General features: G+C 71.8%; 12 protein-coding genes. 10 read left to right on the top strand and 2 right to left on the bottom strand.

Translation table 11 applies throughout. The features are described from left to right. Window positions 1-29: 29 nt before the first annotated feature. The 6 genes from AB0C62_RS17310 (at window position 30) to mscL (ending at window position 6,167) form a co-directional block, all read left to right on the top strand. Complete coding sequence (locus AB0C62_RS17310; protein ID WP_362973935.1) at window positions 30-1,625, top strand: potassium/proton antiporter; 1,596 nt, start codon at window positions 30-32, stop codon at window positions 1,623-1,625. Window positions 1,626-1,887: 262 nt separating this feature from the next. Continuing rightward, a complete protein-coding gene (locus tag AB0C62_RS17305; RefSeq protein WP_362973933.1) occupies window positions 1,888-3,150 on the top strand; it encodes an MFS transporter in 1,263 nt (420 codons plus the stop codon). 68 nt (window positions 3,151-3,218) lie between these two features. Continuing rightward, window positions 3,219-3,542: an FmdB family zinc ribbon protein gene (locus AB0C62_RS17300; RefSeq protein WP_362973931.1), complete on the top strand. Its 324-nt coding sequence runs from the start codon at window positions 3,219-3,221 to the stop codon at window positions 3,540-3,542. A 139-nt stretch (window positions 3,543-3,681) separates the two neighbouring features. Next, window positions 3,682-4,560 carry an S-methyl-5'-thioadenosine phosphorylase gene (locus AB0C62_RS17295; RefSeq protein ID WP_362973929.1) on the top strand — a complete coding sequence of 293 codons (879 nt, stop codon included), beginning with the start codon at window positions 3,682-3,684 and terminating at the stop codon, window positions 4,558-4,560. 386 nt (window positions 4,561-4,946) lie between these two features. Beyond that, a complete protein-coding gene (locus AB0C62_RS17290) occupies window positions 4,947-5,582 on the top strand; it encodes a hypothetical protein (protein ID WP_362974133.1) in 636 nt (211 codons plus the stop codon). Between the two features lie 114 nt (window positions 5,583-5,696). Beyond that, on the top strand, window positions 5,697-6,167 hold the full coding sequence (gene mscL, locus AB0C62_RS17285; RefSeq protein ID WP_362973927.1) for a large conductance mechanosensitive channel protein MscL: 471 nt from the start codon (window positions 5,697-5,699) through the stop codon (window positions 6,165-6,167). Window positions 6,168-6,189: 22 nt separating this feature from the next. Here the strand turns inward: mscL and AB0C62_RS17280 are convergent, their stop codons facing one another. After that, a complete protein-coding gene (locus AB0C62_RS17280) occupies window positions 6,190-6,372 on the bottom strand; it encodes a hypothetical protein (protein ID WP_081217781.1) in 183 nt (60 codons plus the stop codon). A gap of 124 nt (window positions 6,373-6,496) precedes the next feature. Here AB0C62_RS17280 and AB0C62_RS17275 point away from each other — a divergent pair, with 124 nt between their 5' ends. The 4 genes from AB0C62_RS17275 to AB0C62_RS17260 all read left to right on the top strand — a co-directional run bounded on the left by AB0C62_RS17275 (window position 6,497) and on the right by AB0C62_RS17260 (window position 11,120). Further along, the gene (locus tag AB0C62_RS17275; protein WP_362973925.1) at window positions 6,497-7,720 is read left to right on the top strand and encodes a low temperature requirement protein A; all 1,224 of its coding nucleotides are present in this window, start codon (window positions 6,497-6,499) and stop codon (window positions 7,718-7,720) included. A 63-nt stretch (window positions 7,721-7,783) separates the two neighbouring features. Further along, window positions 7,784-8,812 (top strand): P1 family peptidase, encoded by a 1,029-nt coding sequence (locus tag AB0C62_RS17270; protein ID WP_362973923.1) that lies wholly within the window; start codon window positions 7,784-7,786, stop codon window positions 8,810-8,812. 225 nt (window positions 8,813-9,037) lie between these two features. After that, window positions 9,038-10,213 (top strand): Ig-like domain-containing protein, encoded by a 1,176-nt coding sequence (locus AB0C62_RS17265; RefSeq protein ID WP_362974131.1) that lies wholly within the window; start codon window positions 9,038-9,040, stop codon window positions 10,211-10,213. Window positions 10,214-10,370: 157 nt separating this feature from the next. Then, window positions 10,371-11,120 carry a DUF6227 family protein gene (locus tag AB0C62_RS17260; RefSeq protein WP_362973921.1) on the top strand — a complete coding sequence of 250 codons (750 nt, stop codon included), beginning with the start codon at window positions 10,371-10,373 and terminating at the stop codon, window positions 11,118-11,120. Window positions 11,121-11,174: 54 nt separating this feature from the next. Here AB0C62_RS17260 and AB0C62_RS17255 read toward each other — a convergent pair whose 3' ends face one another. Next, window positions 11,175-11,432, bottom strand: a complete 258-nt coding sequence (locus AB0C62_RS17255; protein WP_362973919.1) for a hypothetical protein — start codon at window positions 11,430-11,432, stop codon at window positions 11,175-11,177. Between the last annotated feature and the right edge of the window lie 18 nt (window positions 11,433-11,450).

Below are 11,450 nucleotides of genomic sequence, written 5' to 3'. Positions count from 1 at the left end.
AGTACTTGCACTGAAGTACCCGGCTTCCGGTGCTCGGATCCGCACTCGTCCCGACGGGAGCGGATCGGCGAGAAAGGAAACAGCCCCTGACTGTCCACCACCTCAACCAGCTCCTGCTCGTGTGCGCGCTCGTCCTGCTCGTCGCCGTGGCGGCGGTCCGGATCTCCTCACGCAGCGGGCTCCCCACCCTGCTCGTGTACCTGGGGATCGGCGTCGCCATGGGCCAGGACGGCGTCGGCGACGTCCACTTCAACAGCGCCGAACTGACCCAGGTCATCGGATACGCGGCCCTGGTCGTGATCCTGGCCGAGGGCGGACTCGGCACGAAGTGGAAGGAGATCAAGCCGGCCCTCCCGGCGGCCTCCTCGCTGGCACTGGTGGGTGTCGCGGTGAGTGTCGGTGTCACCGCGACGGCGGCGCACTACCTGATCGACCTGGACTGGCGGCAGGCCCTCATCGTCGGGGCGGTGGTGTCCTCGACGGACGCCGCGGCGGTCTTCTCCGTCCTGCGGAAGATCCCGCTCCCCGCGCGCGTGACGGGCATCCTGGAGGCCGAGTCCGGCTTCAACGACGCCCCGGTGGTCATCCTCGTCGTCGCCTTCTCCACCGCCGGACCGGTGGAGCACTGGTACGCGCTGGTCGGTGAGATAGCCCTGGAACTCGCGATCGGCGCCGCCATCGGGATCGCGGTCGGCTGGCTCGGCTCCTTCGGGCTGCGGCACGTGGCACTGCCCGCCTCCGGCCTCTACCCGATCGCCGTCATGGCCATCGCCGTCGTCGCCTACGCCGCCGGAGCCCTCGCGCACGGCAGCGGATTCCTCGCCGTCTACCTCGCCTCCATGCTGCTCGGCAACGCGAAGCTCCCGCACTGGCCCGCCACCCGCGGCTTCGCCGAGGGACTCGGCTGGATCGCCCAGATCGGCATGTTCGTCCTGCTCGGCCTGCTGGTGACGCCGCACGAGATGGGCGACGACATCGTGCCCGCGCTCCTCGTCGGCCTGGTCCTGACGATGGTGGCGCGTCCCCTCAGCGTCATCGTCAGCCTGGCGCCCTTCCGCATGCCCTGGCAGGAGCAGACCCTGCTCTCCTGGGCGGGCCTGCGCGGCGCCGTACCCATCATCCTGGCGACCATCCCCATGGTGAACGGCGTCTCGGACAGCCGGCGCATCTTCAACATCGTCTTCGTCCTGGTCGTCGTCTACACCCTCATCCAGGGCCCCACGCTGCCCTGGCTGGCCCGCAAACTCCGGCTCGGAGCGCCCCCCGGCGCCGCCGACCTGGGCATCGAGTCGGCTCCCCTGGAGCGGCTGCGCGGCCACCTGCTGTCGGTCTCCATCCCGGAGGGGTCCCGGATGCACGGCGTCGAGGTGGGCGAACTGCGCATGCCTCCGGGCGCCGCGGTGACCCTCGTCGTCCGCGAGGGGAAGTCCTTCGTGCCGATGCCCACGACGGTGCTGCGACTCGGCGACGAGCTGCTGGTGGTGGCCACCGACCCGGTCCGGGACGCCGCCGAGAAGCGGCTCCGCGCGGTGGGCCAGGGCGGCAAGCTGGCCGGCTGGCTGGGCACCGGCGAGGTCGCCACCGAGAACCAGCGCGGTCACACGGCGCACCAAAAGGGCCTTTAACGGGACAACCGGGGATGGCGGGCATTCCCAGGCGAACGCTGCCACGGTGCTCGCTTTCACAGGCGAGGGGATGCCCGACCCCTGTACGATGAAGGCACACCTAGATCGGACCAACTCTGCCTGACGCAGAGCTGGCGCGACCGTATGGCGGCCGTCACGCCCTCCTGCCGAGGACGCCGGTATCTACCGCAGATCCGCGCAAGAGGACAGCTCTCGGCGCCCCCGCACGGGCGCGCTACCAGGCGGCAGAAAGGCACGGGCCGTGGCATCCACGGTCACCTCCCGTCCTGGATACGGACAGCTGCTGCGCACCCGCGGCGCCTGGACGTTCCTGCTCCCCGGATTCGCCGCACGGCAGCCGTTCGCCATGCTGACGATCTCCATCGTGCTGCTCGTGCAGCACACCACCGGCTCGTACGGAGCGGCCGGTGCCGTCGCCGCCGTGACCGGCGTCGCCATGGCCCTGTTCGCGCCCTTCACCGGCCGGCTGGCCGACCGCCACGGACAGCGGGCCGTCCTGCTGCCCGGCGTCCTCGTGCACGCCGTGGCGGGCCTCTCCCTGACCGCGCTGGCACTGGCGGACGCCCCGCTGTGGGCACTCTTCGCCGCCGCCGTGCCCACCGGCGCCTCGGTGCCGCAGGTCGGCCCCATGGTGCGGGCCCGCTGGGGCGTGAAGCTCCAGGGCTCCCCCCTCATGACCACCGCGGCGGCCTTCGAGTCCGTCACGGACGAGCTGACCTTCGTCTTCGGGCCGCTGCTCGCCACCGCCCTGTGCACGGCCGTCAACCCCGCCGCGGGCCTGCTCACGGAGGCCTCACTGACGCTCGTCGGCGGCCTGCTGTTCGCCGCCCAGCGGAGCACCCAGCCCTCCGTCGCCGCCGACCGGCACACGCGCGTGGACCACGGTTCCGCGCTGCGCGTCCCCGGAGTGCGCGTCCTCATCGTGACGTTCCTGGGCATCGGCTCCGTCTTCGGAGGCATGCAGGTCTCCCTGGCCGCCTTCAGCGAGTCGATCGGCGAGCCCGGCCTGAACGGCGTCCTGTACGGCGTCTTCGCGGCGGGCAACATGGTCTCCGGCATCGTCTGCGGCGCCATCGCCTGGAAGGTCGCCCCGCGGCGCCGGCTCGTCATCGGGTACGCCGCCCTCGCGCTGACCGCTTCCGGACTGTGGGCCGCGCACTCCGTGATCGTGCTCTCCGGAATCGGACTCCTGGTCGGCATGTGTATCGCCCCGGCCCTGATCACCGGCTACACCCTGGTCGAGAGCCTGGTCCCGCAGGGCGCCCGCACCGAGGCCTTCACCTGGCTCACCGGCGCGGTCGCGCTCGGCCAGGCGGCGGCTGTCACGGTCGCCGGTCAGCTGGAGGACCACGCCTGGGACGGCGCCGGCTTCCTGGTGCCGATGGCCGGTACGGTCCTTGCGCTGGCGACACTCCTGACCCTGCGGTCACGCCTCACCACGAGCGCCCCGAGCCGGACGGTCGCACGTGGCGTCGGTCACCGAGTGCCGGTGACAGTGGACTGATCCCGCGGAATACGTCACTATGGACCGTCGTTAGCACTCACTGAGTGAGAGTGCCAGGAGGAAGACAAGTGCCGACCTACCAGTACCAGTGCACCGAGTGTGGCGAGGGCCTCGAGGCGGTGCAGAAGTTCACCGACGATGCCCTGACCGAGTGCCCCAACTGCGGTGGACGCCTGAAGAAGGTGTTCTCGGCCGTCGGCATTGTCTTCAAGGGCTCCGGCTTCTACCGCAATGACAGCCGCGGCTCCTCGTCGAGCAGTGCGCCCGCGTCCAAGCCGTCGACGTCCACCGCGGCGTCGTCCGACTCGAAGTCGACGTCCAGCTCGTCGTCCTCGTCGTCCTCGGACTCGAAGTCGTCGGGCTCCGGCTCGGCCGGCAGCTCCGCCGCCTAGGACCTCTCCGGCCGGCCAGGGCGACCGCCCCGGCCCCGCGAGGCCTCCCAAGGCTCGTTCACGCCCGACCCCGTCGCCCTACGACGACGGGGTCTTCGGCGTTTCTCCGGCCCGGACGACAGGCCCTAGGGTGCGGTCCATGGCGAATACGGACAACCCACAGAGCCCGGCCGGAGCGCAGGCGGCGGGCCGGGCCGAGATCGGTGTCATCGGCGGCTCGGGCTTCTACTCCTTCCTCGACGACGTGACCGAACTCCAGGTCGACACCCCCTACGGGCCGCCCAGCGACTCCCTGTTCCTCGGCGAGATCGCCGGCAGGCGGGTCGCCTTCCTCCCCCGCCACGGTCGCGGCCACCATCTCCCGCCGCACCGCATCAACTACCGGGCCAACCTGTGGGCGCTGCGCTCCGTCGGCGCGCGTCAGATCCTCGGTCCGTGCGCCGTGGGCGGTCTGCGCCAGGAGTACGGGCCCGGAACCCTGCTCGTGCCGGACCAGTTCGTTGACCGGACGAAGTCGCGGGCCCAGTCCTACTTCGACGGGCTGCCGCTGCCGGACGGCTCGGTGCCGAACGTGGTGCATGTGTCCCTCGCCGACCCCTACTGCCCCGTCGGCCGCAAGGCCGCCCTGGAGGCCGCGCGCGGCCGGAACTGGGAGCCGGTGGACGGCGGCACGCTCGTCGTCGTGGAGGGTCCCCGCTTCTCCACCCGGGCCGAGTCCCTCTGGCACCAGGCACAGGGCTGGTCGGTGGTCGGCATGACCGGTCACCCGGAGGCGGCGCTCGCCCGCGAACTGGAGCTCTGCTACACGTCGTTGACGCTGGTGACCGACCTGGACGCGGGCGCCGAGAGCGGCGAGGGCGTCTCCCACGACGACGTGCTGAAGGTGTTCGCGGCGAACGTGGACCGGCTGCGGGGCGTGCTCTTCGACGCGGTCGCGGGGCTCCCGGAGAACGGCACACGGGACTGCCTGTGCACGACTGCCCTGGGCGGGATGGACCCCGGGTTCGACCTGCCGTAGGCGCACTCCGCTCGGGACTTCGGGGCGGGTCCTGCCGGGGTGCCGTTACGGAGCCGGGGCACCGGATCCCGGGGCGCCGGGGCGGTGACGTGCGGGAGGCTCACGGGCTGTGCCGCCGGTGAGCCTCCACGTCGGCGGCGGCGGTGAGTCTCCTGGTCGGTGGCGGCGCGGGGTGGGGCGGGGCGGGGCGAGGCGGAACCTCCCGTTCGGGTGAGGGAGTTGTCCACAATCCGTCGACGGTCCACCGGCTCCGGCGGGCTTCGCCGCGAGGCCTCATCGTGGGATCGCAAGCCGGTCCCTCGTCACAGGTGGTGGTCTCCATGGCTCAGTACACCCGCCCCGCTCAGTACACCCCGCAGGCCCTACTCCCGCGGCAGCCGCAGCAGGTGGCATCGCTTCATCCGCGGTCACAGCAACCAGCGCCGTCGCCACGCCCAAGCCCACACCCACACCCGCACGCTTCGCAGGCACAGCAGACGGGACTCGACCGCCCACCCGGCGCGGACGCTCCGCCGACGTGCGCCGTGCCGCTCTTCGCGCCGGTCCACGTGCGCGGCGGGCGGTACCGGCTGCGGCGCCTCGTCAGGCACCGGCGGCGGGCGATCGCCGCGGGCCTGGCGATGACGGCCGCCGCTCTCGTGGCGGCCGGCCCGCAGGACGCCGAAGGGGCGCGCGGACATCCGGCGCCCGCTCCGCCGGCCGGATCGGTGACCGCCTCCGCCACCGGCCCCGACCCGGCGCGCGCGGACGGGACGCGCCCCGTCCGGACCGTGACGGCCCCCGTGCGGATCGCCGACGGCGCGACGGTCGGGCTGCTGCACCCCGGCGACCGCGTGGACGTGGTGGCCGCCGACAGCGGCGGCGCGGTGCGGGTGGTGGCGACCGATGCGAGGGTCACCGAGGTGCCGGACGTCGGCGCCACCGAGACCGGGGCGCTGGTGGTCCTCGCCGTGCCCCGCCCGACGGCCGTGCGACTGGCCGGCGCGGGCACGACGTCACGGCTGGCGGTGACGTTGCGATGAGGGGAGGAACCGTGTCAAGTCCCTCGTTGGAGCGACCCAATTGGACACCCCCGGCAGGCCCTGCCGTAGGTTTCGGAGCTGCTTGTTCCACGACTTGTGCAGAGGGGCCTCCTGGTGAGCGAGAAGCAACAGCCCGGCGTCTGGGAGGGCTTCAAGGCCTTCCTGATGCGCGGCAACGTCATCGACCTGGCCGTCGCGGTGGTCATCGGCGCGGCCTTCACCAACATCGTCAACTCCGTGGTGAAGGGCATCATCAACCCCGTGGTCGGGGCGATCGGGACGAAGAACCTCGACAACTACAGCTCGTGCCTGAAGCACCCGTGTCGCGGCACCGGCGACACCGCCGAGGGCATCCGCATCATGTGGGGTTCGGTGCTGGGCGCCACGCTCAGCTTCGTGATCACGGCCGCCGTCGTGTACTTCCTGATGGTGATGCCAATGGCCAAGTTCCTGGCCCGGCAGGCCGCCCGCCAGAGGGCGAAGGAGAACACCAAGGAGGTCATGGACGTGACCGAGCTGGAGGTGCTCAAGGAGATCCGCGACGCGCTGGTCGCCCAGCGGGGCAACGGCCACCGCGAAGGCTGACGGCGGGGCTCCAGGGCCGCGCTCAGATGTGGTGGGGCGGCTTCTCGTCGAGGAAGCGCTTCAGGTCGGCGGCACTGTCACCGGTGCTGTCGGCCTGCTCTCCCCACCCACGGTCCGTGTCGTCCGAGGACTGCTGGCTCAGCGGGTCGTCGAAGACCAGCGCCGGCTTCGGATCGCGCGGTTCGGAGGCGGGGGCGGTACTCATGCCTCCAGAGTACGTCGCGGGTGGCGGGGGCCCGGCCCGACGCCGTCCGGGGGACTTCGGCGCCACGGCCACCGGTGACCTCCTTCACACGAATTCGCGCCGCTTTTCTGCTGTGCTTGGCCGCATGACCTCCCGTTCCACTCCCGAGCCCACCGCGGCGGCACGCCCCGCGGGCCGACGGCCCCTGCGCAGAATGACCGCCCGCGGGCGCGACGAGGCGCACCGGGTGGCGTCACCGCTGGAGCTCTTCTTCGACCTGTGTTTCGTGGTGGCCATCTCCCAGGCCGGCGCCGAGCTGGTGCACGCCGTGGCGGAGGGGCACGCGGGCAAGGGCATCCTCAACTACGCGATGATCTTCTTCGCCATCTGGTGGGCGTGGATGAACTTCAGCTGGTTCGCGTCGGCCTACGACAACGACGACGTGCTCTACCGGGTCGTCACGCTGGTGCAGATCGCGGGCGTGCTGGTGCTCGCCGCCGGGGTGTCGAAGGCGTTCGAGAGCCATGACTTCCTGGTCGTCTGGATCGGCTACGTGATCATGCGGTTGGCGATGATCGCGCAGTGGCTGCGGGTCGCGCGGTCCACGCGGGGCGCCGAGAGAACGATGGCGTTGCGCTACGCGGGCGGTGTGCTGCTCTGCCAGGTCGGCTGGCTCGGCCTGCTGTTCACGCCCGAGGCGGCCCTCCCGTGGGTGTTCCTGGTCGTGGTGATCGCCGAGCTGTGCGTGCCGCTGTTCGCGGAGAAGGACTACTCCACGGCCTGGCACCCGCACCACATCTCCGAGCGCTACGGGCTGTTCACGATCATCGTGCTGGGCGAGACGATCGCCGCGGCCACGGTCGCGGTGAAGTCGGCGGTGGACGAGCACGACGCGCTGGGCGAGCTGCTGCCGATCGCCACGGGCGGGCTGCTGATCGTGTTCGCCGCCTGGTGGATCTACTTCGTGGTGCCGATCCACGGACACCTGCGGACCAGCGGCCAGGCGTTCCTGTGGGGGTACGGGCACTATCTGATCTTCGCGTCGGCCGCCGCGATCGGGGCCGGCCTGGAGGTCGCGGTCGAGCAGGCCGTCGGCACGGCACACATCTCGACCCTCGCCGCGTCCGCCGCGGTGACGCTGCCGACCGCGCTGTACTTCCTCGCCGTGTGGGTGCTGCACTCCCGCTACTTCAAGGTGGGCATCGCCCAGCAGCTCGTCCTGCCGACCACCGCCCTGCTGGTCATCCTGTGCACGTTCCTCGGCGACTGGGCGGTGCCCGCCGCAGGCATCGTCGCGGCATCGTCCGTGGCGGTGGGAGTGGTGCTGACGGCGCGGATGGCGGCGCGGGAGGCGACGGTGGACGCGTAGGCACACGGCAGCCGAGGTCCCCGGTGCGGCTGCCCGGGGCCGGGGCCGGGGAACACTGGGCGCATGACAGTTGACGCTCTGACGGATGTGGCCGGTCTGCGGGTCGGGCACGCGACGCGTACCGGCGACGGGTGGCTCACGGGGACGACGGTCGTGCTCACCCCCGAAGGCGGTGCGGTCGCCGCCGTGGACGTGCGGGGCGGCGGGCCCGGCACCAAGGAGACCGACGCGCTCGATCCCCGCAATCTCGTGCAGAAGGTCGAGGCGGTGGTGCTGACCGGCGGCAGCGCCTACGGGCTGGACGCGGCGTCGGGCGTGATGGCCTGGCTGGAGGAGCGCGGGCGCGGGGTTCGGGTGGGCCCCGACCCGCTGCACGTCGTACCGGTCGTGCCCGCGGCCTGCGTCTTCGACCTGGGCCGGGGCGGGGCCTTCCGGTGCCGGCCGGACGCCGCCACCGGACGGGCGGCGGTCGAGGCGGCCGACGCGAGCGAGCCGGGCGCCGGGGTGCCCGAGGGAGGGGTGGGCGCGGGAACGGGCGCGGTGCTCGGCGAGATCAAGGGCGGGGTCGGGACGGCGAGCGTCGTGCTGGAGTCCGGCATCACGGTCGGCGCGCTGGTGGTGGCCAACGCGGCGGGCTCGGCGGTGGAACCGGAGACGGGCGCGTTGTACGGGGAGTTGATGGCGGGACGTGCGGCGTGTCCGGCCGCGCCGGTGCACGAGGCCGCTCGGCGGCGGCTCGCGGAGACCGCCGCGAAGAACGCGCCGCCGCCGCTGAACACCACGCTGGCCGTGGTCGCGACCGACGCCGACCTGACGCGCGCGCAGGCGCAGAAGCTCGCGGGCACGGCGCACGACGGGATCGCCCGCGCCGTGCGGCCGGTGCACCTGCTGAACGACGGGGACACGGTGTTCGCGCTGGCGACGGGCGCCCGGCCGCTCGACGCCGGGAACCCGCTGGCGTTGAACGAGATCCTGGCGGCGGGCGCCGACCTGGTGACGCGCGCCATCGTGCGGGCCGTGCGCGCCGCCGGTTCGGTGGACGGACCGGGCGGGGCGTGGCCCTCGTACGAGGAGCTCTACGGAAGGGAGTAGGGGCTGATCCGGACGACGGGCCCGAGGGTCGTCCGGCCTTCGGGCCGGGCGATTGTCCTGGTTGTGTCACGTGACGGTCCCCGGCCCGAGTCGACGGGAACCCCTCCCGGCGCCGCTCGCTCTTTCTCCCCGTACCGCAGCGGACGCCGCAGCCGACGACAACGGGGAGCAGACGTGACAACGCCGAAGAGGACAGCACGCGCACTGGGGGCCTGTGCCGCCCTGATGATCGGCGCTCTCACCCTCACCGCCTGCGGCGGCGACGCCAGCGCCGACACCGCGGGGGGCAAGGACGGCAAGGGCGGCGGGAACTCCGCCCGGACGTCCACGGCGCGGATCGTCATCTCGGCGAAGGACGGCTCGACGAGCGCGTCCATCAACGCGACGGGCGTGAAGGTGAGCCACGGCCGGCTGACCGAGGTGAAGATGACGGTCGCCGGAACCGGGACGGCCGTGCCGGGGGCGATCACGGCGGACGGCGGTTCCTGGAAGCCGAAGGAGCAGCTGGAGCGGGGCACGAAGTACCAGATCTCGGCGACGGCGAAGGACGCCGACGGGCGGACCGCGGCGGCCAACTCGATCTTCACCACGGTCTCTTCGAGCAACAGCTTCATCGGGACGTACACGCCGGACGACGGGGCCACGGTGGGGGTCGGCATGCCGGTGTCGTTCACCTTCGACAAGGCGATCGGCGACAAGAGGACCGTCCAGTCGCACATCAAGGTCAGTTCCAGCAGCGGACAGCAGGTCGTGGGCCACTGGTTCGGGGCGCAGCGCCTCGACTTCCGGCCCGAGGAGTACTGGAAGGCCGGCTCCAAGGTCACGATGAGGATCGACCTGGACGGGGTCGAGGGCGCCAACGGCGTCTACGGGGTGCAGAAGAAGACCGTCACCTTCACCGTCGGCCGCTCCCAGGTCTCCACGGTCGACGTGAACACCCAGACGATGACGGTCGTGCGGGACGGGAAGACCGTCAAGAGCGTGCCGATCTCCGCGGGCAGCCCCGAGCACACCACGTACAACGGGCAGATGGTGATCTCGGAGAAGTTCGCGCGGACGCGGATGAACGGTTCGACAGTCGGGTACGGCGGCGAGTACGACATCCCGGACGTGCCGCACGCGATGCGTCTGACGTCGTCGGGGACGTTCATCCACGGCAACTACTGGTACAGCCGCGGGAACGCGCCGTTCGGCCGGCAGGGCACCAGTCACGGCTGTGTCGGTCTCGCCGACGAGCAGGGCACGCAGGGCGACACCCCCGCCAAGTGGTTCTTCGACAACTCGCTCGTCGGGGACGTCGTGACGGTCAGGAACTCTCCCGACAAGACGGTCGCGCCGGACAACGGGCTCAACGGCTGGAACATGTCGTGGAGTGCCTGGACCGCCGGAAGTGCCGTCTGACGAGGGCCTTTTGAGGGCCGGGCGGGCCGCGCGGGAACTCCCCGCGCGGCCCGCCCGTTTTCCGTCCGCACGTTTTCTCGGTTCGCGGACATGATGTCCGACCGAGGGGCTACGGTATGCACCCACAAGGTGACATGCAGCAACGCCGGGAGAAACCTTGAGCGTTCCGTACGAGACAGCAGCGTACGAACCACCCGAGTCGCCCGAGTCTCCGGAGGAGCATCTCGAAAGGCTTCTGGGCCGCGCCCTGAACTCGTTCGAGCTGCCCGACGAGACGATACGGCTTCTCGACTGCGCGCTGGCGCACGACAGCTCGTTGCACTCCGCGCACCACAGCGCCGGCCTGCACCGGGAGACCTACCGGCACACGTGGCTGCTCTCCGACGGCTCCGCCGTCACCCTGTGGGAGCTGGTACACAACACGGCGGTCGGCCGCGACGCACAGCACGAGGTGTACATCGACGAGGAGGAGGTGCGCGCGGCCACGGCCCGGCTCTCCCTCCCGCCGGACGCACCGGACTTCGAACTGCCCGCGTTCGTGCAGTTGTCGTCGATCCCCGAGCCGCGGCACACATACGTGCCCGACGCCTCCGCCGATCACGCGCGCCGGCTCCTGCGGCGCGCGGAGAACACGGACGGGCCGGACGCCGAGCTCTCGGCGCTGCTGCTGCGGGAGGCGTTCGCGCACCAGATCACCCAGGCCTTCGGCCGCCCCGGACGCACCGGGCAGGCGGGGTTGTCCTTCTCGCTGTACGAGCACGCGTTCCTGCTGCGGGACGGACAGGAGATCTCCCTGTGGGAGGTCGAGCACACGGCGACACCGGACCGGCGGCACATGTGCGAGGTGTACGCGACGGAGGACGCGGCGCGGGACGCCATGGAGCGGCGCGCCGCCCGGCTCGGCTGACCCGACCAGGCTGCCCCACTCGGCCGACCTGGCGCGCGGCCTCGCGGACCCGCCCTACGGACGGCTGTCGCTGAACTGCCGTACCAGGCGCGCGAAGGCGACGCGTTCCTCGGGGGTCAGGTCCACGGATTCCGTGTCGGGGCCGTGGCGGCGCTGACCGGGCAGCGCCCGGAGCGCTTCGCCGGGGTGCGGCGCCATGGCGACGGAAGGCCCGCCGCGCAGCAGGCGGGCCAGGCCGACGACCCAGACGACGGTCGCCAGCGCGAGGAACGCCACGCCGGTCAGCTGGAGGATCGACACGTGCTCGGGCATGCGCCCCAGTAGACACCA

Origin of the sequence: Streptomyces sp. NPDC048643 (assembly GCF_040650615.1) — a bacterium.
Classification (GTDB): Bacteria; Actinomycetota; Actinomycetes; order Streptomycetales; family Streptomycetaceae; genus Streptomyces.
The sequence above is the reverse complement of the archived record's forward strand: the minus strand, read 5'-3'. Positions and strand labels throughout refer to the sequence as shown.

Coding starts and splice junctions, on each gene's coding strand:
- AB0C62_RS17295 (WP_362973929.1), top strand. CDS start 3,682: ATGGCGAATACGGACAACCCACAGAGCCCGGCCGGAGCGCAGGCGGCG.
- AB0C62_RS17280 (WP_081217781.1), bottom strand. CDS start 6,372: ATGAGTACCGCCCCCGCCTCCGAACCGCGCGATCCGAAGCCGGCGCTG.
- AB0C62_RS17275 (WP_362973925.1), top strand. CDS start 6,497: ATGACCTCCCGTTCCACTCCCGAGCCCACCGCGGCGGCACGCCCCGCG.
- AB0C62_RS17270 (WP_362973923.1), top strand. CDS start 7,784: ATGACAGTTGACGCTCTGACGGATGTGGCCGGTCTGCGGGTCGGGCAC.
- AB0C62_RS17265 (WP_362974131.1), top strand. CDS start 9,038: ATGATCGGCGCTCTCACCCTCACCGCCTGCGGCGGCGACGCCAGCGCC.
- AB0C62_RS17255 (WP_362973919.1), bottom strand. CDS start 11,432: ATGCCCGAGCACGTGTCGATCCTCCAGCTGACCGGCGTGGCGTTCCTC.